Genomic DNA, 23832 nt, shown 5'->3' on the forward strand with positions numbered 1-23832 from the left:
GGTCGGCGCTGGTGCCGACCCACCACGGAGGTGTGCGGAATGACCCGACGTCCCGACGACGCGACGACCGACCCGACGACCCGCCCGACGAGCCAGGAACCGGAGGGCCTGCTCCACCTGCGTGCCGCCGGGGTGAGCCTCGTCCTCGACCTGACGGGCCTGCCCCGCGTGCTGCACTGGGGCGCCGACCTGGGGGAGCTCGACGCCGCTGCGCTCGCGGACCTGCACCTCGCCGCGCGGCCCACGCCGATCGGGTTCCCCGTCGACGGGGACGTCGTGCCGTCTGTCCTGCCCAGCCACGCCGACGGCTGGCTCGGCACACCGGGCCTCACCGGCTCGCGGGCCGGTCGCGCGTGGTCGCCCGCCTTCGTCGCCGGTGCCGCGTCCCTCACGCGCACCGCGGACGGCGGTGCGGTGCTCGTCGTCCCCGCCGCGGACACGGCGGCAGGTCTCGCACTCGAGCTGGTCCTCGAGCTCACGCCCCAGGGCCTCGTGCGGCAGCGCGCGACCCTCACCAACACGGGCGAGGACGGCTACGACGTCGGCGGGCTGCTGCTCACCCTGCCGGTCCCGGCGCGGGCCACGACCCTGCTCGACCTGGGCGGCCACTGGGGTCGCGAGCGCGACCCGATGCGCACCGCCTTCACGCACGGCACCCGGCTGCGGGAGACCCGGCGGGGGCGCACCGGGTTCGACTCCCCGTACGTGATGGTCGCCGGCACCGACGACCTCGCCCACCGCCGCGGCGAGGCGTGGGGGTGGCACGTCGCGTGGTCGGGCAACCACCGCAGCCTGGCCGAGCGGTCCCACTACCACGCCGGCCTGCTCGGCGGCGGTGAGCTGCTGCTCGCCGGTGAGGTGCGTCTCGCGTCCGGGGAGTCGTACACGAGCCCGTGGGTCTACGGGTCGTACGGCGCGCGGGGGCTCGACGAGCTCGCCGGCCGGTTCCACGCGTGGCTGCGCGCCCGGCCGCAGCACCCGAGCACACCCCGGCCCGTCACGCTGAACACCTGGGAGGCCGTGTACTTCCACCACGACCTGGCGCGGCTCGTCGAGCTGGCGGACGCGGCAGCCGCCGTGGGCGCCGAGCGCTTCGTGCTCGACGACGGCTGGTTCGGGTCCCGTCGCGACGACACCCGCGGGCTCGGGGACTGGTACGTGTCCGACGAGGTGTGGCCCGACGGCCTGCACCCCCTGATCGAGCACGTCACGGGCCTCGGCCTGCAGTTCGGCCTGTGGGTCGAGCCCGAGATGATCAACCCCGACTCCGACCTGGCGCGCGCGCACCCCGACTGGATGCTGCGGCTGCCCGACCGGCTGCCCCGGCCGTCGCGCCACCAGCAGGTGCTCGACCTCGCGCGGCCGGACGCGTTCGAGCACATCCTCGGACGGCTCGACGCCCTGCTGACCGAGCACGACATCGCCTACCTCAAGTGGGACCACAACCGCGACCTCGTCGACGCCGGGCACGGCCCCGACGGCGTCCCCGGCGTCCACGGGCAGACGCACGCCGTGTACCGCCTGCTCGACGCGCTGCGGGAGCGGCACCCCCGGGTCGAGATCGAGTCGTGCTCGTCGGGCGGCGCACGCATCGACCTGGAGATCCTGCAGCGCACCGACCGGGTGTGGGCGTCGGACTGCATCGACGCGCTCGAGCGCCGGTCCATCCAGCCGTGGACCAACCTGCTGATCCCGCTCGAGCTCATCGGCTCGCACATCGGGTCGGGGTCGGCGCACAGCACCGGGCGCAGCGCCTCGCTCGGGTTCCGGGCCGGCACCGCGCTGTTCGGCCACCTCGGCATCGAGTGGGACCTGCGGGAGGCCGACGACGCGCAGCGCGCCGAGCTCGCCTCCTGGGTCGCCCTGTACAAGGAGGTGCGCGGCCTGCTGCACAGCGGGGTCAGCGTGCACGCCGACGTCGTCGATCCCGCCTACGACGTGCACGGGGTCGTCGCGCAGGACGGCGCGGACGCGCTGTTCGCGATCGCGGCCGTCGCGTCGTCGGCGCAGATGCCGGCCGGCGCGGTCCAGCTGCCGGGCCTGCTCCCGGACGCGACGTACCACGTGCGGCCGCAGGCGCCCGGCGACGTCCTGTCGCACGGGCGGCCGGCGCCGTGGTGGGGCCCGGACGGCATCCGGGCCACGGGCCGGGTGCTCGAGCACCTCGGTGTGCGCGCGCCGCACCTGTCGCCCGAGCGGCTCGTGCTGCTGCGCGCCACGAGGGTCGGGTAGGAGCCGGCGGCGCCCGGGCGGACGACCGGGGCGGCGGTCGTTAGGCTCGACGCGCCGCCGCCCGGCGGTCGATCGTCGACGGGAGCAGGAGTGGACGCAGGGGGAGCCGGACCGGGCACGGCACCGACCAGCAGCGGGAGCGCGATCCTCGACGTCATCCGCGCCGCCGGCACGATCAGCCGCGTCGAGCTCACGCGCGCGACCGGGCTCACCGCCGCGACCATCTCCACCGTCGTGCGGCGGCTCATCGACGAGGGGCTCGTCGTCGAGGCCGGCCGCGCGGAGTCCACCGGCGGCAAGCCGCGCATGCTGCTGCAGCTCGACCCCGCCGCGCGGTTCGCGGTCGGTGTGCACCTCGACCACGCCGGGATCACCTACGTCATCGCGAACCTCGGCGGGCAGGTCGTCGCCCGCTGGCGTCGTCCCGGCACCGGCTCCGACGACCCGCGCGACGTCGTGGCGCGCATCGCCGCCGAGATCTCCGCGACGGTCGCTCGCGTCGGCGTCGACCCCGCCCGCCTGCTCGGCGTCGGCGTCGTCTCACCCGGACCCCTCTCGACGTCCACCGGCATGACGCTGGCTCCGCCCGTCATGCAGCACTGGGCCGACTTCCCCCTCGCCGAGGCCATCGAGGACGCCGTCGGGCTCCCCGTGCTGCTCGACAACGACGCCACCGCGTCCGCGCTGGGGGAGTACTGGTCCGGCGGCGTGCCCACGGGTGCCGTCTGCGCCGCGCTGTACATGGCCACCGGTATCGGGGCCGGCATCATCGTCGACGGCACCGTCTACCGCGGACGCTCGTCGAACACCGGCGAGATCGGCCACGTCTGCGTCGACGTCGACGGACCGCGCTGCTGGTGCGGCGGCCGCGGGTGCGTCGAGGTGCTCGCCGGGCCGACCGCCGTCGTCGCACGCGCCACCGCCGCCGGGATCGCACTGCCCGGGCGCAACGTGACCGAGGACTTCGCCGCGCTCGCGCGGGCGGCCTCGCGCGGCGAGGACGTGCCGATGCGGCTCCTCGCGGAGTCGGCCCGCTACCTCGGCGTCGCCGCCCAGGCGCTCGCCAACATCCTCGACCTCGACCTCGTGGTGCTCACCGGCGCGTCGTTCGCGCACGCGGGCTCGCTCTACCTGCCGATCGTCCAGGAGCAGCTGCGCACCGGGTTCTTCGCCCGCGCGACGCACGACGTCCGGGTGACGATCTCGTCGCACGCGTCGGAGTCCGCCGCCGTGGGGGGCGCCGCGCTCGTGCTGCAGGCCGAGCTCGCGCCGCGGCAGGCCCGCATGCGGATGGTCGTGGACACCCTCACCGAGATGCCGGCGGGGTCGGGCGTCGCCTGAGCGGGACGACCGCCCTCAGCCCAGCAGCCGGTCCAGGCCCGCCTGCGGGATCGGCTCCCACGTCGGACGGTTGCGCGCCTCGTACACCGCTTCGTACAGCGTCTTGTCCAGCTCGAGGGCCCGCAGCAGCAGCGAGCTCGCGTCGTCGCCGTCGACGCCGTAGCCCGCCAGCAGCCCGGCGCGCGCGTCCGCCGTCCACGCCGCCGCCGGCGCGCCGGTCAGCCCGCCGACCGCGGCCGCGTAGTCGAACGAGCGCAGCAGCCCGGCGACGTCCCGCAGGGCAAGGTCCGGGCGCGTGCGGGCCTCCAGCGGGGCCAGCGGCTCCCCCTCGAAGTCGATGACGAACCAGCGGCCCGTCGAGCGCAGCACCTGACCCAGGTGCAGGTCGCCGTGCACCCGCTGCCGCGGGGGCGTGGCCGCGACCCGCGCCACCTCGTCGGCGAGCGCGCGCACCCCGTCGGCGCGGGCAGCGAGCGACGGGACGGCCGCGGACGCCCACGCGAGGCGGTCCATCAGGGCACGCGCGAGCGCGGCACCACCGTCGGGCGTCGCCTCCGCCCCGAACGCCCGGACCAGCGCGCCGTGCATGCCCGCCACCGTGGCGCCCAGCTCACCCGCCAGGTCACCGAACGCGCGGCCCTCCCCGGCCCGCGCGCACGCCAGCTCGAAACCGTCCTGCGCACCGGGGACGAACGCGCTGAGCACGCCCAGGTAGCCGACCGCGGTCGGGCCGCCCGGCGGCGTCCAGCGCGCCTGCACCCACGCGAGCGGCGCCGGCACGCCGTCCCAGCCCGACTCGACCAGGTGACGCGGCACGTCGATGTCGGGGTTCACGCCGTCAGCGACCGTGCGCAGCACCTTGAGGATCCCCAGCGGCACCCCGTCCGGCCCGGGGAGCACCACCGAGGTGTTCGACTGCTCACCGGTCACGACGCGCGCCGCGGCCACGTCGACCTGCGCACCCGGCCCGTCGGCGCCCGCGAGCCACGACGCGAGGAACCGCGCGTCACCCGCCGCGTCCAGCACGGTGCGACCGCCCGCCGTGCCCACGACGGCCGCCGGGTCGGTGCCCGGTGGCGGCGCACCGGAGACCAGCACGACCGGCACCTGCAGCACCACGTCGACCGCGTCCGCCCGGGCGTGCACCAGCAGCACGCGCACGTCGTCCGCCAGGTGCACCGTCCCCACCGGCGTCAGCTGCGCGTCGACGCCCTTGGCCGGGTACCAGCGTCGCCGCGGCAGCCAGGCGCCCAGCAGTCCGACGACCTCGTGGTCGACCTGGTCGGGGACGACCGCGTCGAGGATCACCGCGGCGCCAGCTCGAACCAGTAGAACTCGCGCGAGCCCAGGGTGAACGTCATGGTCCCGTCGTGGCCCACGTCGGGGAACTGCGCCCCGCCGAAGGCGTCGCGCACCGTCCAGCCCGCCTGGCGGGAGAGCGTGACGGTGGCCGCGCGGGCCGTCGCCGCCAGGTTGGCGACGACCAGGATCGTCTCGTCGTCCGTGCGCCGCAGGAACGACAGGACGGCCTCGTTGTCGCTCGGCGCGACCTCGAACGTCCCGAGCCCCAGGGCACGGTGGCGGCGGCGCACCGCGAGCATCCCGTGGACCCAGTGCAGCAACGACGTCGGCTGCGCGAGCTGGGACTCCACGTTGATGTTGCCGTAGTGGTAGACGAGCGACTGCACGAGCGGCAGGTACAGCTTGCCGGGGTCCGCCGTCGAGAAGCCCGCGTTGCGGTCCGGCGTCCACTGCATCGGCGTGCGCACCGCGTCGCGGTCCGCCAGCCAGATGTTGTCGCCCATGCCGATCTCGTCGCCGTAGTACAGGCACGGGCTGCCCGGCAGGCTCAGCAGCAGCGCGTGCGCCAGCTCGATCTCCTTGCGGGAGTTGTCGAGCAGCGGCGCCAGGCGACGGCGGATGCCGACGTTCGCGCGCATGCGCGAGTCCGGCGCGTACCAGCCGTACATCGACGCGCGCTCCTCCGTCGAGACCATCTCGAGCGTCAGCTCGTCGTGGTTGCGCAGGAACGTGCTCCACTGCCCGCTCGACGGGATCGCGGGGGTGTCCGCCAGGATGTCGATGATCTGCGTCGCCCGCTGGTCACGCAGCGCGTAGTAGATGCGCGGCATCACGGGGAAGTGGAAGCACATGTGGCACTCGGGGTGCTCGTCGGTGCCGAAGTAGTGCACGACGTCCTCGGGCCACTGGTTCGCCTCGGCCAGCATGATGCGCCCGGGGAACTCCGCGTCGATCACCTTGCGGACCTTGCGCAGGAACTCGTGGGTCTCCGGCAGGTTCTCGCAGTTGGTGCCCTCGGCCTCGAACAGGTACGGCACGGCGTCCAGCCGGAAGCCGTCGACGCCCAGGTGCAGCCAGAACCGCGCGACGTCGAGCATCGCGTCGACGACCCGCGGGTTCTCGAAGTTCAGGTCCGGCTGGTGGCTGAAGAACCGGTGCCAGAAGTACTGGCGCCGCACGGGGTCGAACGTCCAGTTGGACGTCTCCGTGTCCACGAAGATGATGCGCGCGTCCTGGTAGCGCGTGTTGTCGTCGCTCCACACGTAGAAGTCGCCGTACGGGCCCTCGGGGTCCGAGCGCGACGCCTGGAACCAGGGGTGCTGGTCGCTCGTGTGGTTCATGACGAGGTCGACGACGATCCGCATGCCGCGGCGGTGGCACTCCGTCACCAGCGTGCGGAAGTCGTCGAGGGTGCCGTACTGCGGCGCCACGGCCGTGTAGTCGGCCACGTCGTACCCGCCGTCCCGCAGCGGGGAGGGGTAGAACGGCGGCAGCCACAGGCAGTCGACACCCAGCCACTGCAGGTAGTCCAGGCGCTGCACCAGGCCCGGCAGGTCACCGCTGCCGTTGCCCGCCGAGTCCGCGAACGTCCGCAGCATGACCTCGTAGAACACCGCCGTGCGGTACCACTCGGGGTCGGCGTCACGACCGCCGGTCGCTGCCGGGGTCGGGACCTCGGGCGCACGACGGCCCGGCAGGCCGCGCAGCGCGATCGCCGCGGTCGTGGGGGGAGGCTCACGGTGGTGCGCCCCGCCTGCTCCGGCGGCTGCGGCCGACGCACCCGGCGACGGCGGCAGCGGGACGGGCGCCGGTGCGCCCGGCACGGCGTCCGGGGACAGCGACGAACCCGGAGGCGGCGTGCCCGGAGGCGGTGCGTCCGACGCGGGCGTGCCGAGCACCGGGGTGCGCGGCGTGCGGGGATCGTTCGACGCGGGCGTGCCCCCGCCGCGGGACGTGCCGGCGGGGCTCATCGTGCCTCGGAGGGGTGCTCGAGGTGCACGACGTGCGCGACGCGCACCAGCGGGTCGAGGCGCACGTAGGGCGCGTCGGACCACGCGAACGTCTCGCCCGACAGGACGTCGTGGGCGATGACGCCGCGGTCCGTCGGCAGCCCGAACGACGCGAGGTCCAGGTTCACCACACCCTCCCGGGCGCCGTGCGGGTCGATGTTGACGACCACGACCACGGTGTCCGCCCGGCCCGTGGGGGAGTGCGCCGCGTCGAGGTGCCGCGAGAAGCACACCAGGGCGTCGTCGCTGGTCGGGTGGACGCGCACGTTGCGCAGCTGCTGCAGCGCCGGGTGCGCGCGTCGGATCTCGTTCAGCCGCCCGATGAGCAGCGCGATCCCCAGGTCGTCGGCCTTCGCCCAGTCCCGCGGCCGGAACTCGTACTTCTCGTTGTCGATCTGCTCCTCGACCCCGGGCCGCGGCACGCTCTCCACGAGCTCGTAGCCGGAGTAGATGCCCCACGTCGGCGCGCCGGTCGCCGCGAGCACCGCGCGGACCGCGAACCCGCCCACCCCGCCGTGCTGCAGGTACGGCGGGAGGATGTCGTGCGTCGTCGGCCAGAAGCTCGGCCGCAGCCAGGCCGCCTCACCCCCGCCGACCCGGGCCAGGTACTCCTCGAGCTCGGCCTTGGTGTTGCGCCACGTGAAGTACGTGTACGACTGGTGGAACCCGATCTTCGCGAGCGTCAGCATCATCGCCGGCCGCGTGAACGCCTCCGACAGGAACAGGACGTCCGGGTGGGACGCGCGGACGTCCGCGAGCAGGCGCTGCCAGAACGACAGCGGCTTGGTGTGCGGGTTGTCGACGCGGAACGCCGTCACCCCGTGGTCGATCCAGACCTGCAGCACGCGGCGGACCTCCGCGTAGATGCCCTCGGGGTCGTTGTCGAAGTTCAGCGGGTAGATGTCCTGGTACTTCTTGGGCGGGTTCTCCGCGTACGCGATGGTGCCGTCGGCGCGCGTCGTGAACCACTCCGGGTGCTCCGTGACCCACGGGTGGTCGGGGGACGCCTGCAGCGCGACGTCGAGCGCGACCTCCATGCCCAGCGACCGGGCCCGCGCGACGAACGCGTCGAAGTCGTCGAACGTGCCCAGGGACGGGTCGATCGCGTCGTGCCCGCCGTCCGGCGACCCGATCGCGTACGGCGACCCGGGGTCGCCCGGCAGCGCGGCCAGCGCGTTGTTGCGGCCCTTGCGGTACGTCGTCCCGATCGGGTGGATCGGCGTGAGGTAGACGACGTCGAAGCCCATCGCCGCGATGCGGGGCAGCTGGGTCGCTGCCGTGCTCAGCGTCCCGGACGTCCAGGTCTGCGTCGCCTCGTCGAACGTCGCACCGTGCGACCGGGGGAACATCTCGTACCAGGACCCGGCCAGCGCCAGCCGGCGGTGCACCACCAGCGGGTACGTGCGCGACGCCGTCACCATCTCGCGCAGCGGGGTGCGGGACAGCGCCTGGCGGACCTGCGGGGACAGCGCCGCCGCGAGCCGCGCCAGCGGGGGTCGCGACGTGTCGCGCAGCGCCGTCGCGGCGTCGAGCAGGACCCGCTCGTCCCGCGGCACGGGCGCGTCGGCGCCGGTACGGCCCGCGGCCCGCTCCAGGACCAGCACGCCCTCGGTGAGCATCAGCTCGACGTCGATGCCGGCCTCGACCTTGATCGCCGCGTCGTGCGCCCAGGTCCCGTACGGGTCCGACCAGCCCTCGACGCGGAACGACCAGTCGCCCTCGGCGTCGGGCACGAGGTGCGCCTCGTAGCGGTCCAGGCCGGGCGCCACGTCGACCATGCGCGCGGTGGAGTGGACGGTGCCGTCGGGCCGCAGCAGCACGGCCGTCGCCCCCAGCGCGTCGTGGCCCTCCCGGAGCACCGTCGCCCGGACCGGGACCGCCTCGCCCACCACGGCCTTCGCGGGGAAGCGGCCCTCCTCGGCGACGGGGGAGACGTCGAGCACCGGGATGCGACCCACCGTCTCGACCTGCGGGGCAGCCGCCGGGAGGGGTGTCCCGGTCGTCGGCGTCGGCGGCACGGACGTCGGCACGGCCGGGTCGGTGGCGGCACCCGTCGGGGCGTCGGCGGGGGGCTGCTCCGGGGTGGGCACCGGGGAGGCGGCACGTGCACGGCCGTCGGATGTGGCCGACGACGTGCGACGAGGGCGGCGGGGTGTCGTCACGCCTCTGAACTTATCCGCCCCGCCGGGGTGGAGGCATCTGCAGGGCGGCGCGTCGGGCGGGCACGCCGGGTCGTCGGGGCCCCGGCGCGGGCCCGACCCGGACGGTCGTCCGGGTCCGGGGCGTGCGGGGGCTGTGCGGCGCGTCCGTTCTGCGTAGTCTGCGCCCGTGAGAGCGATCCGCCGGTTCACGGTCCGCACCGTCCTGCCCGCAGCCCTGGCCGAGCTCGACGCGCTCGCGCGCAACCTCCGCTGGTCGTGGCACCCGGCCACGCGTGCCGTCTTCGCCGACATCGACCCCGTGCTCTGGGACGAGGTCGGGGGCGACCCCGTGGCGTTCCTCGGCGCGCTCAGCCGCGAGCGCCTCGACGAGCTGGCCGGCGACGCCGATCTCGTGGCACGGGTCCGCGCGGCCTCCGCCGACCTGCGGCACTACCGCGAGAACCCGCGGTGGTACCAGCGCCAGACGGGCCCCACCCTGCCTGCGTCGATCGCGTACTTCTCGCCCGAGTTCGGTGTCGCGGCCGCGCTCCCGCAGTACTCCGGAGGGCTGGGGGTGCTCGCGGGCGACCACCTCAAGGCGGCGTCCGACCTGGGCGTGCCCGCCGTCGGCGTCGGGCTCCTCTACCGCTCCGGCTACTTCCGCCAGGCGCTCGACCGCTCCGGCCGTCAGACCGAGACCTACCCCGTCCTCGACCCCGACGGCCTGCCGCTGACGCTCCTGCGCGAGGAGGACGGCGCACCGGCGCGCCTCACCCTCGCCCTGCCGGGCGGGCGCGTGCTGCACGCGCAGGTGTGGATCGCCCAGGTCGGTCGCGTCCCCCTGCTGCTGCTCGACTCCGACGTGCGCGCGAACGACGACGCGGCGCGCGCGGTGACCGACCGGCTCTACGGCGGCGTCGGGCCGCACCGGCTCGAGCAGGAGCTGCTGCTGGGCGTCGGCGGGGTGCGGGCGCTGCGCGCGTACTCCCGCCTGACGGGGGCACCGGCACCCGACGTCTTCCACATGAACGAGGGCCACGCCGGGTTCCTGGGCGTCGAGCGGATCCGGGAGCACGTCGCCGACGGCACGGCGTTCGAGACCGCCCTCGAGCTCGTCCGCGCGACGACGGTCTTCACGACGCACACCCCCGTCCCCGCGGGGATCGACCGGTTCGAGGCGCGACTGGTCGAGCAGTACGTCACGGCGCTCGACGACGCCCACGACCTGCCCGTCGCCGACGTCCTCGCGCTGGGCGCCGAGGACCACCAGGGCGGGGACCCGCTGATGTTCAACATGGCGTTCATGGGGCTGCGGCTCGCGGGCCGCGCCAACGGCGTCTCGCGCCTGCACGGGCGCGTCTCGCGCGAGATGTTCGCGGGGCTCTGGCCGGGCTTCGACGCGCAGGAGGTGCCGATCGGGTCGATCACCAACGGGGTGCACGCTCCCACGTGGGTCGCGCCCGAGGTCACGGCCCTCGCCGCCCGGCGGATGACAGCGCACGACCTCGCCACGGGCGCCGGCTGGGAGGCCGAGGGGGCCGTCACGGACGCCGAGCTGTGGGAGCTGCGCCGGCGCCTGCGCAGCCGGCTCGTCGACGACGTCCGCTCCCGCGTCCGCGCGTCGTGGCTGCGGCGCGGCGCGCCGGCCGCCGACCTGCGGTGGGTCGACGACGCGCTGTCCGCCGACGTGCTGACCATCGGCTTCGCCCGGCGCGTCCCGACGTACAAGCGGCTGACCCTCATGCTCACCGACCCCGACCGCTTCGCCGCGCTGCTGCGGCACCCGGAGCGACCCGTGCAGGTCGTCGTGGCCGGCAAGGCGCACCCCGCCGACGAGCCGGGCAAGCGGCTCGTCGCCGAGCTCGTCGCGTTCGCCGACCAGCACGAGGTGCGCGACCGCATCGTCTTCCTGCCCGACTACGACATGCGCATGGCCGCGACCCTGTACCCCGGGTGCGACGTGTGGCTCAACAACCCGCTGCGCCCGCTCGAGGCGTGCGGCACGTCCGGCATGAAGGTCGCGCTGAACGGCGGGCTGAACCTGTCCGTCCTGGACGGCTGGTGGGACGAGTGGCACGACGAGGACAACGGCTGGGTCATCCCGACGGCCGACGGCCTCGACGACCCCGAGGCGCGCGACGCAGCCGAGGCGGCGGCCCTGTACGACGTGCTCGAGCAGCAGGTGGTGCCGACGTTCTACGACCGCGACGCCGACGACGTCCCGGGGCGGTGGCTCGCGATGGTCCGGCACACGCTGGCGACCCTGGGCCCGAAGGTGCAGGCCACCCGCATGGTCGCCGACTACGTCGCGCACCTGTACGCGCCCGCCGCGGCGGCGGGTGCTTCGCTCGCGGCCGACGGTCTGGCCGGTGCGGCCGAGCTGGCGTTCTGGCGCGGACGCGTGCACGCCGCGTGGCCGGACGTCCGGGTCGACCACGTCGACTCCGAGGGCGTGGGTGAGTCCCCGCAGGTCGGCGACCGGCTGCACGTGCAGGCGTGGGTCGCCCTCGGCGAGCTGTCGCCCGACGACGTCGAGGTCCAGGTCGTCCACGGCCCCGTCGGCCCGGACGACCAGATCACGGAGCTCACGGTCGACGCCCTGACCCTGGACGACGCGTACGAGGCGGACCGCCACGGCTACGCGGGCGAGGTCGAGCTGACGGCCACCGGGCCGTTCGGCTACACGGTCCGCGTCGTCCCCCGCCACAAGGCCCTCCCCTCGGTGGCCTCAACAGCCCTGATCCGCACGGCCACCTGACCCGACACCGGGCTGCGAACCACGGATCCGGTTGCCCATCACGACGGATGAGCGACCCGATCCGTGGGTCGTCGGGTGGCGCGGTGCTCGTCGAGCCGACAACAGGTCACCGGCCGGGACGTGCCGTCCACCACCTCGGCCCGGGGCGGCGTCGCGGCCGGTGTCGGCGTGCTGGAGTCGGGACGTGCGCCCGACCTCACCACCGCCCGACGACCTGCTCCGTCGTGCGCTGGCGCAGGAGGGGCTGGTGTCGTCCGCCCAGTGCGACGCCGCCGGCGTGACGTCGGCACGGCGCGCGTCCCTCCACCGCGCGGGCCAGGCCTCACCCGTCCTGCGTGGCGTGCACGACATGGCGGTCGCGGTGGTGAGGCGCTTCGGCCCGGAGGTCCTCGCCGGCGTCCCGACGACGAACACCGGCCAGGGCACCCGCCCGTCCGGCGACGACGTGGTGCGTGGACCCGACCACGTGCGCCGACGCGCCGCGTGGACGGCGTTGCTGGCGCTCGGACCGGACCGTGCCGTGGCGGTCGGCGCCTGTGCGCTGGCTCCGCACGACGTCCAGGGACTGCCGATCGACATCCGCCCGGAAGCAGCGTTGCCAGGGGCAGCGCGCCGGGAGACCCGGTGCGGGGTCGTGACCCGGTGCTTCACGACGGGGCCTGTCGTGATGGTCCGTGGCGCCCGGGTCGTCCCGCCCGACCTCGCGTTGGCGCAGGCCGTGTGCGAGCTGCCTCGGGCCCGGGTGGTCGCGGTGCTCGACTCCGCGCTGCAGCTCGGGCTCATCGACGGCGACGGGCTCGCGCAGGTGCGCGACCTCACGCGGGGGAGACGCGGCTCGGCCCGCCTCGCGCCCTGGTGGGCACTGGTCGACGGACGGTCGCAGTCGCCTCTCGAGAGCCTCGCGCGACTTCAGTGCCACGACGCAGGGATCCCACCCCACGAGCTCCAGGTGCCCGTGGTCGACGCCCGCGGGCGTGTCGTGGCGCGAGGGGATCTCGGATGGTGGTGTGCCGACGGACGTCTGCTCGTCGTCGAGCTCGACGGGGTCGGTCCGCACGGCACGCCGGAGGCGCTCTTCCGTGACCGGTCACGGCAGAACGCGGTCGTGGAGGCAGGCGCACTCCTGCTGCGCTTCACGTCACGCGAGGTCCACGGGCGGACGGTGGCGCCGACGGTGGCGCGTCACCTGGCTGCCCGAGGTGGACCGGCCCGCCGACCCACGGATCAGGCAGCAGAACGGCGGGGGATGAGCTCCCGGATCGGTGGTTCGACGCGGGAACGGGGGGTCAGAGGGCGTCGACCAGGGCTCGGCCTGTGGTGCGGCCCGTGTAAAGGCAGCCGCCCAGGAACGTGCCCTCCAGGGCGCGGTGGCCGTGGACGCCGCCGCCGCCGAAGCCCGCCGCCTCGCCGACCGCCCACAGGCCGGGCAGGACCTCGCCGTCGGGGCGCAGGACGCGGCCCTCGAGGTCGGTCGCCAGGCCGCCGAGGGTCTTGCGCGTCAGCACCGACAGCCGGATCGCGTACAGCGGACCGTGCGCGGGGTCGAGCAGCCGGTGCGGGGGCGCCACCCGGATCGCCCGGTCGACGACGTACCGCCGGGCCATGGCCGTCACGGTGACCTGGAGGTCCTTGCCCAGGCCCGTCGCCACCTGCGCGTCGCGCGCCGCGATCGTGCGGGCGAGCGCGTCCGCGTCGATGCGCGTCGTCCCGGTCAGCGCGTTCATGCCCGCGGCGAGCTCGGCGGGGGTCGATGCCGCGACGAACTCCTCCGACCGCTCGGCGAACGTCTCGACCGGCCCGACGGCACCCCGCCGCACCCGCTGCAGCAGCAGGCCCACGTCGCGGCCCGTGAGGTCGGGGTTCTGCTCCGACCCGGACAGGGCGAGCTCCTTGCCGAGGATCGTGCGGTCCAGCACGAACCACGAGTGGTCGTCGCCGCGGGCCGTGACGTGCTGCAGCGCCCCGAGGGAGTCGAAGCCGGGGAACAGGGGCGCCGGCAGGCGTCGGCCGTCGGCGTCGAGCCACAGCGAGCTGGGCCCCGCCAGGATGCGGATCCCGTGCGACGACCACACGGGCGAGTGGTTCGTGATGCCCTCGGGGTAGTGCCACGTGCGGTCGGTGTGAGCGACGTGCGCGCCCACGTCGCGCGCCGCGGCGATCCCGGAGCCGTCGACGTGGTCGGGGACCCCGGACAGCAGGCGTGCGGGGAGCCGGCCTGCGGTCGCGGGCCAGGCCGCGCGGACCAGGTCGTGGTCCGCGCCGATGCCGCCGGTCGCGACGACGACGGCCGACGCCTCGACCTCGAACGGTCGCAGCACGGCGCGGGACGACGGCGCACCGCGTTCGGCGGCGTCGGCCGCCAGGACGTCGCCCCGCACACCGGTCACGCGTCCGTCGGTCGTCGTCAGGGCGGTGACGCGGTGCCGGAACCGCACGTCCGCCCGGCCGTCGCGGTGCCCGGCCAGCAGCGCGCGCACGAACGGCTCGAGGATCGCGGGCCCGGTGCCCCACGTGACGTGGAACCGGGGGACCGAGTTGCCGTGGCCCTCCGCCAGGTACCCGCCGCGCTCGGCCCACTGGACCAGCGGGAACCAGCGCACGCCCTGGCGGTGCAGCCACGGGCGCAGGTCGCCCGCGGCGAACTCGACGAACCCCTCGGCCCAGGCGCGGCCCCACCGGTCCGACCCGTCGTCCGCGAACGCGGCCGATCCGAGCCAGTCCGCGAGCGCGAGCTCGGCGCTGTCCCGCACGCCGAGCCTGCGCTGCTCGGGGGAGTCGACGAGGAACAGCCCGCCGAAGGACCACCACGCCTGCCCGCCGAGGCTCGCGGGCGGCTCGGCGTCGAGCAGCAGGACGCGCCGTCCCGCGGCCAGCAGCTCGGCGGTCGCGACCAGGCCCGCGAGCCCGGCTCCGACGACGACGACGTCGTGGGGGTGCCTCATGCGGGCACGCTACCGCCGTGCCGGCGCCGGCGGTCTCAGGGACGCACGTACACGCGCATGCTCAGCGGCTCGATCGTCGTCACGGTGTCGCCCGGCAGGTGCAGCCCGCCCGTGATGGCGACCGTCGACACCTCCGACGGGTGCTCCCACACCGAGTCCCAGGCCAGGGTCCAGGGACGGGCGTCGTCGTCGACGAGGCGCACGTCCACGGCGTCGAGCGCGCCGTTGACGACGAGCAGCACCTCGTCGTCGTCGGGTGGTGGCGCGCAGCGCACCATCTGGAACGTGCGGATCGACGCGTCGTGCCACCGGCCGTGGTCGAAGGGGGCGCCGTCGGCGCCGTACCAGCCGAGGTCCGCCGGGCCGTCGGCGGTGCGCGGCCGGCCCGAGTAGAACGTCTCGGTGCGCAGCGCCGGGTGGTCGCGCCGCAGGGCGAGCAGGTGCCGCGCGGTCGCGAGCTGGGCCGCGCGCCACGGCGCCAGGTCCCACCGGACCCACGAGATCGCGTTGTCCTGGCAGTAGGCGTTGTTGTTGCCGCCCTGGCTGCGGCCCATCTCGTCGCCCCCGGTGATCATGGGGGTGCCGGCGGCGAGCACGAGCGTGGCGAACAGGTTGCGCACGGAGCGGCGCCGCAGCGGTGCGATGTCGGCGGCCGGCGAGTCCCGCTGGACGGGCCCCTCGACGCCGTGGTTCCACGACCGGTTGTCGTCCGACCCGTCACGGTTCTGCTCGCCGTTGGCCGCGTTGTGCTTGTGCTCGTAGGCGACGAGGTCCGCCATCGTGAACCCGTCGTGCGCCGTCACGTAGTTGACCGACGCCCGGGGCCCGCGCACGAACGGCGGGGTGCCGCCCCCGAACAGGTCGACCGACCCGGACAGCCGCGTCGCGAGCTCCCGGACCCGGTGGCCCGGCAGGCCGTGCGCCGCCCGGCCCGGGTCGGCGAGCCAGAACGAGCGGACGGCGTTGCGGAACCGGTCGTTCCACTCGGCGAACGGTGCGGGGAACTGCCCGGTGCGCCAGCCCCCGGGGCCCACGTCCCAGGGCTCGGCGACGAGCTTGAGGCCGGCGAGGTGCGGGTCGGTCGCGGCGGCGACGAGGGTCGCGTGGTCCGTCCGGAACCCGTCGGCGCTGCGCCCGAGCGTCACGGCCAGGTCGAAGCGGAACCCGTCGACGCCGACCACGTCGGCCCAGTACCGCAGCGAGTCCAGGGTCAGGGCGACGACGCCGGTGCGACGGAAGTCGAGCGAGTTGCCGGTCCCGGTGACGTCGACGAGCGTCGCGGGCACCGCCCCGTCGTGCGCGTAGTAGTACGCGTTGTCCAGACCGCGGAGGGACACGTGCTGCCCGGGCAGCCCGCCCTCGCACGTGTGGTTGTAGACGACGTCGAGCAGCACCTCGAGGCCCGCCTCGTGCAGCGCGTGCACCGTGGCGCGCAGCTCGGCGAGGACCGCGGCCGGCCCCGCCGCGCGAGCCGCGGCCGTCGCGTACGCCGCGTGCGGCGCGAAGAACCCGAGCGTCGAGTAGCCCCAGTAGTTGGTCAGGCCCTTGGCCTCGAGGTGCGGCTCGGAGGTGAACGCGTGAATCGGCAGCAGCTCGAGCGCGGTGACGCCCAGGCCCAGCAGGTGGTCGACGACGGCCGGGTGCGCGAGGCCCGCGTACGTGCCGCGCAGCTCCTCGGGGACGTCGGGGTGCAGGCGGGTCAGGCCCTTGGTGTGCGCCTCGTACACGACCGAGCGGGACCAGGGTGTCCAGGGCCGGTTCGCCGCCGGGTCGGGCCCCGGCAGGGCGCGGGTGTCGACCACGACCCCGTGCGGCACGTGGCCCGCGGAGTCGCGCTCGTCGCGCGCGCCGTAGGGGTCCCCCGCGAGGTCCTCGCCGACGACGTGCCCGTACGTGTGCGGCCCGTACCCCAGCTCGCCGACCAGACCGCGGGCGTAGGGGTCGACCAGCAGCTTGGCGGGGTTGTACCGCAGGCCGTAGGACGGCTCCCACGGCCCGTGCGCGCGCAGCCCGTACCGCTGGCCCGGGCGGACGTCGGGCACCGACGCCGTCCACACCCCCAGCCGGGGGCCGGACAACGGCACCCGGCGCTCGGTGGGCGCGTCGAGGGGGCCGTCGAGCAGGCACAGCTCGACGGCGGTGGCGTGCGGCGCGACGACGGCCACGTCGACACCGGTGTCGGTGACGTGGACGCCGAGGGGGTACGGCCGACGCTGCTGCCCGGTCGTCACGGTCTCGGTCACCCCGCCATGGTGCCAGGACGGGCGTCCGATTCGTGTCACGGGTGTTTCCACCTGGCGAACACCCCACCCGGCGGGCCCGGGTGCAGGCGGTAACGTTCGGCCGGTGAGGATCGTCGCCTGCGTGAAGTTCGTCCCCGACATCCAGTCCGACCGGCAGCTCGGTCCCGACGGGCGCGTCGTGCGCGACGGCGGTGACGGCACCCTCAACGAGCTCGACGAGAACGCCGTCGAGGCGGCGCTCGCGCTCGCGGAGGAGCACGACGGCGAGGTCGTCGTGCTGACCGTCGGGCCCGACGACGCGGTCGACGCGGTCCGCAAGGGCCTGCAGATGGGCGCCGACGAGGCGGTCCACGTGCTCGACGACGGCATCGCGGGCTCCGACGCGATCGGCACCGCGATCGTGCTGGCGGCGGCGGTGCGGCACCTGGGTGCGACCACGCCGGTCGACCTGGTCGTCACGGGCATGGCCGGCCTCGACGGGCTGACGTCGCTGCTGCCGACCGCGCTGGCCGAGGCGCTCGACCTGCCGGCGCTGCCGCTCGCGTCGTCCCTGACGGTGGACCCGGCGGCAGGGACGGCCACGGTCGTGCGACGTCTGGACCACGCCGAGGAGACCCTGACGGCGCACCTCCCTGCCCTGGTGTCGGTGACAGACGGCATCAACGAGCCGCGGTACCCCAACTTCAAGGGCATCATGGCGGCCCGCAAGAAGCCCGTCACGACGCTGGACCTCGCCGACCTCGGGGTCGACCACGCGACCGTCGGCGCGGCCGGCGCGCGCACGCAGGTGCTCGAGGCCGCGCCGCGCCCCCCGCGCGAGGACCGCGTGCTCGTGACCGACACCGGCGACGCCGGTACCCGGCTGGCCGCCTGGCTCGTCGAGCGCAAGCTCGTCTGACCGGCCCCGCCGCCCGCCCCGCCCATGCGTGCTCGCACCACCCCGGAGGACCCGTCGTGACCGCCACCCCCGTGCTCGTCCTGCTCGACCACGCCGCCGACGGCACGCTGCGCACGCCCGTGCGCGAGCTGCTGACGCTCGCCCGCGGGCTCGCGGGGGACGCGGGCGTCCACGGGGTCTGGGCGGGGGGCGAGGACGTCGCCGCGGCCGTCCCGGTGCTCGCCGCGCAGGGCGTCACGACCGTCCACCGGCTCGTCACCGACGCGGACGTGCACCTGTCCTCGGTGCTGGCCGACGGGCTGCAGGCGGCGCTCGCGGCGTCGGGCTCGGCGCTGCTGCTGCTCGTCTCGTCGTTCGAGAACAAGGAGGCCGCGGCGCGGCTGGCCGTGCGGACCGGTGCGGGCGTCGTGACCGACGCCGACGGGGTCTCGCTCGACGGCGCGCGCGTCGTGGCGCACAAGACGGTGCTCGCCGGCACGTGGACGACGAGCTGCGCGGTCACCGCGCCGACCGCGCTCGTCCTGGTGAAGGCCAACGCCGTGACCGCGCAGGACGCCGCGGTCCCGTCGGCCCCGCAGGTCGTCGACCTGCCGGTCGAGGTCGGTGCGGCGTCGGGCCGCGTCCGGCTCGTCGCGCGCACCGAGCACGCCGCGTCCGGGCGCCCCGACCTGGGCTCGGCGCACGTCGTGGTCGTCGGCGGGCGGGGCACCGAGGGCAACTTCGCCGCGGTCGAGGAGCTCGCCGACGTGCTGGGCGGCGCCGTCGGCGCGACGCGCGTCGCGACCGACGAGGGCTGGATCGGCCACGACGCGCAGATCGGGCAGACAGGCGTGACGGTCGCGCCGCGGCTCTACGTCGGCGCGGGCGTCTCGGGTGCCGTGCACCACCGCGGCGGCATGCAGGCGTCGGGGACGATCGTCGCCGTCAACAGCGACCCCGACGCGCCGATCTTCGAGATCGCGGACTTCGGGATCGTGGGCGACCTGTTCACGGTGCTGCCGCAGGCCGCGTCCGAGCTGCGGCGCCTGCGGGGCTGAGCCCGCCCGCCTCGCCCGTCAGCTCAGGTCGCGCAGCCAGCGCAGGGTCGCGCCCGCCTGTGCGGCCTGGAAGGTGCGCAGGTTCGGGATGCCCGTGGGCGCCGGCTGGCACGACGACCAGGCGAAGTACCCGGAGAGCCCCGCGAGGGCCGCGCGCAGGTCGTCGATCCCGACGCCGTCGGCGACCTCGCGCTGCGAGAACAGCCACGCGGGGTCGCCCGCGCCGCCCTGCAGCGCGACGGACGGCAGCATGAACGCGAGGTCGATCCACGGTGCGCCGACGCTGGCGTGCGGCCAGTCGATCATCCACACCCGGTCGTGGGTCTCCTCGATCATGACGTTGTCCGCACGCAGGTCGCCGTGCACGAGCACGTCGCCGGCGCACACACGCAGCGCGTCGTGCTCCCACCGCACGAGGTCGTCGAGGTGGTCGAGGGCCCACTGGCCGGTCTCGTCGAGGCGCTCCGCGACGTGCCCGCGCTGGTCGGACGGGGCGGCCAGCACCGACCGCCAGCCGGTGAAGTTGTCGGCCAGGAGGTCCTCGGTGCGCGGCAGGGCGTGACCCGGTGCGGGCGCGCAGCGCGCGAGGTCGTCGATCGCGGACAGCACGAGCGCGAGGTCGTCGGCACGCCAGGGCAGCTCCGGAGAGCGGCCGTGCACGGCGTCGAAGCCGAGCAGGACCCAGTCGCCGTCGTCGTCCCACCAGCGCAGCGTCGGCGCCGGCACCTGCGGCGGCAGCGCGCGGGCCGCGCGGATCTCGGCACGGGCGAGCTCGGGGGAGTGCGGGTTCTGCTCGGACGAGACGGCCTTGACGAAGACGGCGCGGCCGTCGGTGAGCTCGAGCACGGCGCAGAAGCCGGGGGAGAAGCCGCTGGTGGCGGACATCTCGGCGGTCACCCGGGCCCCGGCCAGGGTCTCGATGCGCTCGCGGACGGCCCGCGGCAGGTCGCGCCAGTCGAGCCGCTGTCCGCCGAAGGCGAGCGGCAGCGCCATGACGTCGTCGGCACTCACTCGCACATCCTGTCAGTACGCGCGTCGCCACCGTGCCACCTTTCGTCGCACACGTGCGGGGGAAAGGTGGAGGGAGCAGGGGGACGGCGTGCACGACGGACCACGGCGGGTGCCGCGCGCGCACGTTCGTAGACTGTCGTGCGTGAGTGCTCCCCGCCCCTGCGCGGCCTACCTCGACCACGCGGCGACCACGCCGATGCGGCCCGCCGCGATCTCCGTCCTGACCGCCGCGCTGGCGAGCAGGGGCAACCCCTCGTCCCTGCACACCGCGGGTCGGACGGCGCGCCGCACGGTCGAGGAGGCGCGCGAGCGGCTCGCCGCCGCCGTCGGTGCGCGGCCCAGCGAGGTCGTGTGGACCGCGGGCGGGACCGAGGCGGACAACCTGGCGGTCAAGGGGCTGTTCTGGGCGCGCCGCACGCAGGACACGGCGCGGCGGCGCCTGGTGGTCTCGGCGGTCGAGCACCACGCGGTGCTGGACCCGGCGTTCTGGCTCGCGGAGCACGCGGGTGCGGAGCTGGTCCTGCTGCCGGTCGACGCCGACGGCGTCGTCGAGGTCGACGCGCTGCGGGCCGAGCTCGACGAGCACGGCGACGCGGTGGCGCTGATCTCCGTGATGTGGGCGAACAACGAGGTCGGTGCGCTGCAGCCGCTCGACGACGTGGTCGCGCTCGCGCACCGGCACGGGGTGCCCGTGCACGCGGACGCCGTGCAGGCGGTCGGGCAGGTGCCCGTCGACCTGGCCGCGTCCGGCCTGGACGCGCTGACGCTCAGCGGCCACAAGGTGGGCGGCCCGGGGTCGGCGGGTGCGCTGCTGGTGCGCCGGGGCCTCGACGTGACGCCCGTCCTGCACGGCGGTGGGCAGGAGCGCGGCGTGCGGTCCGGCACCCTCGACCCGGCGCTGCTCGCCGCGTTCGCGGTCGCCGTCGACGAGGCCGTCGCCGCGCGTGAGACCCACGCGGCCCGTGTCGGCGTGCTGCGGGACGACCTGGTGGCCCGGGTTCTGGCCGGTGTCCCGGGTGCGACGCTGCGCGGTCCGTCGGACCCCGCGCACCGGCTGCCCGGCAACGCGCACCTGACGTTCACGGGCTGCGAGGGCGACTCCCTGCTGTACCTGCTCGACGCCGCGGGCGTCGAGGTGTCGACCGGCTCCGCGTGCCAGGCGGGCGTGCCCCGGCCGTCGCACGTGCTGCTCGCGATGGGGGTGGGCGAGGACGAGGCGCGCGGCGCGCTGCGCTTCTCGTTCGGGTGGACGTCGTCGTCCGACGACGTCGACGCGGCCGTCGCGGCGCTGCCGGCGGCTGTCGAGCGTGCCCGTGCCGCCGGCCTGTCGACGCTGGTGGGTGCCTGATGCGCGTGCTGGCGGCGATGTCCGGGGGCGTCGACTCCGCGGTCGCGGCGGCGCGGGCCGTCGACGCGGGCCACGACGTCGTGGGCGTGCACATGGCGCTGTCGCGCACGCCGGCGCAGGAGCGTACGGGGTCGCGCGGCTGCTGCTCGATCGAGGACGCGTCCGACGCCCGCCGCGCCGCCGACGTCCTCGGCATCCCGTACTACGTGTGGGACATGTCGGAGCGGTTCGAGGCGACGGTCGTCGCGGACTTCCTGCGCGAGTACGCCGCGGGCCGCACGCCCAACCCGTGCGTGCGGTGCAACGAGCACGTGAAGTTCGCGGCGCTGCTCGACAAGGCGCTCGCCCTGGGGTTCGACGCCGTGTGCACCGGGCACTACGCACGGGTCGTGGAGGGCGCCGACGGGGTGCGCGAGCTGCACCGGGCGGCCGACGCCGCCAAGGACCAGTCGTACGTGCTCGCCGTCATGGGCCCGGCGCGCCTCGCCCGGGCGATCTTCCCGCTCGGGGACGTCGCCTCGAAGTCGCAGGTCCGCGCGGAGGCCGTCGCGCGGGGCCTGTCCGTGGCGGCCAAGCCGGACTCGTACGACATCTGCTTCGTCGCCGACGGCGACACCTCGGGCTTCCTGCGGCGCGCGCTCGGCGAGCAGCCGGGCGAGATCGTCGACGAGGCGGGGGCGGTGCTCGGCACGCACGACGGCGCCTACGCCTACACCGTCGGGCAGCGACGTGGCCTCGCGCTGGGCCGCCCCGCACCCGACGGGCGTCCCCGCTACGTGCTGTCGGTGGAGCCCGTGCAGCGCCGCGTGGTCGTCGGGCCGGCGCAGGCGCTCGACGTCGCGCACGTGCGCGGCGACGCGGCCGTGTGGTTCACGGGCGTCCCGGCCGACGGGGCCGCCTGCACGGTGCAGGTCCGCGCGCACGGCGCCGACCTCCCGGCCCGCGTCGTCTGCGCCGACGACACGTCCGTGACCGTCGACGTCGCCGGCGCCGGCCTGCGGGGCGTGGCACCCGGGCAGTCGCTCGTCCTGTACGACGGCAGCCGCGTCGTCGGGCAGGCCACGGTCGCCTCGACGCGCGCAGCCGCCGACCTCGCCGACGCGGGTGCGGGCGGCCACGCGTGACCGCCGTCAGCGGCGTCGGACCCTGGCCCGGGACCGACGCGCTCGAGGCCGCGACCACGGTCGTCGGCGACCTCGCCGACAGCCCCGGCGAGGTCGAGGGCGCACCGTTCACCGTGCTGCTGCCCGCCCGCGGCCCGTGGGGCGACGCGACCGGCGCGGCCGTCGCGCTGCTGACCGACCTCCCCGCCGAGCTCGGCCCGCACGGGTGGAAGCTCGCCGACCGCCCCGGCCGGGACCTCGAGCGCGCACGGTCGTACGCCCGCGAGGACCTCGACGCCCTCGCGGTGGCCGCGCACGGCTACCACGGACCGTTCGTCGTGCCCGTGCTGGGGCCGTTCTCGCTGGCCGCCGACGTGTACCTCGCGCGCGGCGACCGCGTGCTGTCCGACCCCGGCGCCCTGCGGGACACGGTCGCCTCGACGGCCGAGGGCGTCGCCCACCGCGTCGCCGAGGTCCGGCGGGTCGTGCCCGGCGCCGACGTCCGCGTGCTGGTGCACGAGCCGCTGCTCGCGCCCGTGCTCGCCGGTGCGATCCCCGGCTTCTCCGGCCGCTCGCCGCTGCGACGCGTCCACGGTCCCGTCGTCGCCGAGAGCCTGAGCGCGCTCGCGGACACCGTGCGCGGCGGGGGTGCCTCCGCGGTCGTCGTGCACGGCGGGACCGCGTGGTCCGCGCTCGCGGCCGTGCGCGAGTCGTCCGCCGACGGCGCGGCGCTCGCGATCGCCGGCATCGGGGAGCGGGGCTGGGAGGTGCTCGCGGGCCTCGTCGAGGGCGGGCAGGCGTTGTGGGCGGAGCTGCCTCCGCAGGCGTCGTCGCAGTGCGCCGGACCCGACGTCGTCGGGCAGGCGGACGCCCTGACGCGGCCGTGGCGCGCCGTGGGCCTGACCGCCGCCCGGCTGCGCGACGTCGTCCTGCTGGCCGCCGCACCCCCCGAGCACGCGACGCCCGACGACGCGCGCGGTGCGCTCGCCGGGCTCGTGCGCGCCGCGAGCATCGTCGCCGAGAGGGCCGAGTCATGACCGCGTCCGCCGTACCCACGCGTCGCCGCGGGCGGTCCCGGCGCCGCACGCTCGCCCTGCTCGTCGCGTCCGGGTGCGCGCTCGTCGGCGTCGTCCTGCTCGCGGTCGCGTGGTTCGGGCTCGGGGTCCGCGCGCTGCAGGCGTCCACGACCGGGGACGTCCCGTGCCTCGTCGCCTACGAGGACGACCCCGACGTGAGCGTGCACTTCGAGCTGCTGCCCCCGCGCGCCGTGTGCGTGCGGGAGACCGGTGACGAGCGGCAGGAGGTCGTCGTCGCGACGTCCCCGACCGCGCTCGTCGTGGGCGGGCTCGCGCTGGGGGTCGGAGGGATCGTCGGGTCCGTCGTCGCGCTGCGGCCGCCGCGCGCACGCGTCGGAGCGGGTGACTTCGCGCGCGGCGGCCCCACGGGCGGCGTCGGCCCAGCATGATG

15 protein-coding genes are annotated in these 23832 nt (G+C 75.6%); 9 read left to right on the top strand and 6 right to left on the bottom strand.

What is annotated here, in order from left to right; all coding sequences use genetic code 11:
- Positions 1–39 precede the first annotated feature (39 nt).
- Positions 40–2232: an alpha-galactosidase gene (locus tag OKX07_RS06105; RefSeq protein WP_265630948.1), complete on the top strand. Its 2193-nt coding sequence runs from the start codon at positions 40–42 to the stop codon at positions 2230–2232.
- 90 nt (positions 2233–2322) lie between these two features.
- The gene (locus OKX07_RS06110) at positions 2323–3573 is read left to right on the top strand and encodes an ROK family transcriptional regulator (RefSeq protein ID WP_265630949.1); all 1251 of its coding nucleotides are present in this window, start codon (positions 2323–2325) and stop codon (positions 3571–3573) included.
- Between the two features lie 15 nt (positions 3574–3588).
- On the opposite strand, the gene OKX07_RS06115 is transcribed toward OKX07_RS06110, so the two are convergent.
- Genes OKX07_RS06115 through OKX07_RS06125 form a run of 3 tightly spaced genes read right to left on the bottom strand, consistent with a single transcriptional unit; the run spans position 3589 to position 8974 of the window.
- Positions 3589–4881 (bottom strand): maltokinase N-terminal cap-like domain-containing protein, encoded by a 1293-nt coding sequence (locus tag OKX07_RS06115; RefSeq protein WP_265630950.1) that lies wholly within the window; start codon positions 4879–4881, stop codon positions 3589–3591.
- Positions 4878–6845 (bottom strand): maltose alpha-D-glucosyltransferase, encoded by a 1968-nt coding sequence (gene treS, locus OKX07_RS06120; protein WP_265630951.1) that lies wholly within the window; start codon positions 6843–6845, stop codon positions 4878–4880. Before treS ends, OKX07_RS06115 begins: the two co-directional genes overlap by 4 nt.
- Complete coding sequence (locus OKX07_RS06125) at positions 6842–8974, bottom strand: alpha-1,4-glucan--maltose-1-phosphate maltosyltransferase (protein WP_416220836.1); 2133 nt, start codon at positions 8972–8974, stop codon at positions 6842–6844. Before OKX07_RS06125 ends, treS begins: the two co-directional genes overlap by 4 nt.
- A 238-nt stretch (positions 8975–9212) precedes the next feature.
- Here OKX07_RS06125 and glgP point away from each other — a divergent pair, with 238 nt between their 5' ends.
- On the top strand, positions 9213–11783 hold the full coding sequence (gene glgP, locus OKX07_RS06130) for an alpha-glucan family phosphorylase (protein ID WP_265630952.1): 2571 nt from the start codon (positions 9213–9215) through the stop codon (positions 11781–11783).
- Between the two features lie 1286 nt (positions 11784–13069).
- On the opposite strand, the gene OKX07_RS06135 is transcribed toward glgP, so the two are convergent.
- Together OKX07_RS06135 and glgX are read right to left on the bottom strand one after the other, a co-directional pair.
- Positions 13070–14725 carry an FAD-binding dehydrogenase gene (locus OKX07_RS06135; RefSeq protein WP_265630953.1) on the bottom strand — a complete coding sequence of 552 codons (1656 nt, stop codon included), beginning with the start codon at positions 14723–14725 and terminating at the stop codon, positions 13070–13072.
- A 35-nt stretch (positions 14726–14760) separates the two neighbouring features.
- The gene (gene glgX, locus OKX07_RS06140; protein ID WP_265630954.1) at positions 14761–16968 is read right to left on the bottom strand and encodes a glycogen debranching protein GlgX; all 2208 of its coding nucleotides are present in this window, start codon (positions 16966–16968) and stop codon (positions 14761–14763) included.
- A 103-nt stretch (positions 16969–17071) separates the two neighbouring features.
- On the opposite strand from glgX, the gene OKX07_RS06145 reads away from it, so the two are divergent.
- Together OKX07_RS06145 and OKX07_RS06150 are read left to right on the top strand one after the other, a co-directional pair.
- Positions 17072–17866 (top strand): electron transfer flavoprotein subunit beta/FixA family protein, encoded by a 795-nt coding sequence (locus OKX07_RS06145; RefSeq protein WP_265630955.1) that lies wholly within the window; start codon positions 17072–17074, stop codon positions 17864–17866.
- 56 nt (positions 17867–17922) lie between these two features.
- On the top strand, positions 17923–18903 hold the full coding sequence (locus tag OKX07_RS06150; RefSeq protein WP_265630956.1) for an electron transfer flavoprotein subunit alpha/FixB family protein: 981 nt from the start codon (positions 17923–17925) through the stop codon (positions 18901–18903).
- 18 nt (positions 18904–18921) lie between these two features.
- Here OKX07_RS06150 and OKX07_RS06155 read toward each other — a convergent pair whose 3' ends face one another.
- The gene (locus tag OKX07_RS06155) at positions 18922–19914 is read right to left on the bottom strand and encodes a phosphotransferase (RefSeq protein WP_265630957.1); all 993 of its coding nucleotides are present in this window, start codon (positions 19912–19914) and stop codon (positions 18922–18924) included.
- A 142-nt stretch (positions 19915–20056) separates the two neighbouring features.
- Between OKX07_RS06155 and OKX07_RS06160 the strand changes: the two genes are divergently transcribed.
- Genes OKX07_RS06160 through OKX07_RS06175 form a run of 4 tightly spaced genes read left to right on the top strand, consistent with a single transcriptional unit; the run spans position 20057 to position 23830 of the window.
- Entirely contained in the window at positions 20057–21262 is a 1206-nt protein-coding gene (locus tag OKX07_RS06160; protein ID WP_265630958.1) for a cysteine desulfurase family protein, read from the top strand.
- Positions 21262–22386: a tRNA 2-thiouridine(34) synthase MnmA gene (gene mnmA / locus OKX07_RS06165; protein ID WP_265630959.1), complete on the top strand. Its 1125-nt coding sequence runs from the start codon at positions 21262–21264 to the stop codon at positions 22384–22386. The genes OKX07_RS06160 and mnmA overlap by 1 nt, the downstream gene beginning before the upstream one ends.
- Entirely contained in the window at positions 22383–23402 is a 1020-nt protein-coding gene (locus OKX07_RS06170; RefSeq protein ID WP_265630960.1) for a hypothetical protein, read from the top strand. The genes mnmA and OKX07_RS06170 overlap by 4 nt, the downstream gene beginning before the upstream one ends.
- Positions 23399–23830 carry a hypothetical protein gene (locus tag OKX07_RS06175; protein ID WP_265630961.1) on the top strand — a complete coding sequence of 144 codons (432 nt, stop codon included), beginning with the start codon at positions 23399–23401 and terminating at the stop codon, positions 23828–23830. Before OKX07_RS06170 ends, OKX07_RS06175 begins: the two co-directional genes overlap by 4 nt.
- The last annotated feature ends 2 nt before the right edge of the window (positions 23831–23832 follow it).

It is taken from the genome of Cellulomonas sp. S1-8 (assembly GCF_026184235.1).
GTDB lineage: Bacteria > Actinomycetota > Actinomycetes > Actinomycetales > Cellulomonadaceae > Cellulomonas.

What these genes read in the sequence shown, in the direction of transcription:
- OKX07_RS06105 (WP_265630948.1), top strand. Translation starts at nt 40, where the DNA reads ATGACCCGACGTCCCGACGACGCGACGACCGACCCGACGACCCGCCCG.
- treS (WP_265630951.1), bottom strand. Translation starts at nt 6,845, where the DNA reads ATGAGCCCCGCCGGCACGTCCCGCGGCGGGGGCACGCCCGCGTCGAAC.
- OKX07_RS06135 (WP_265630953.1), bottom strand. Translation starts at nt 14,725, where the DNA reads ATGAGGCACCCCCACGACGTCGTCGTCGTCGGAGCCGGGCTCGCGGGC.
- mnmA (WP_265630959.1), top strand. Translation starts at nt 21,262, where the DNA reads ATGCGCGTGCTGGCGGCGATGTCCGGGGGCGTCGACTCCGCGGTCGCG.
- OKX07_RS06175 (WP_265630961.1), top strand. Translation starts at nt 23,399, where the DNA reads ATGACCGCGTCCGCCGTACCCACGCGTCGCCGCGGGCGGTCCCGGCGC.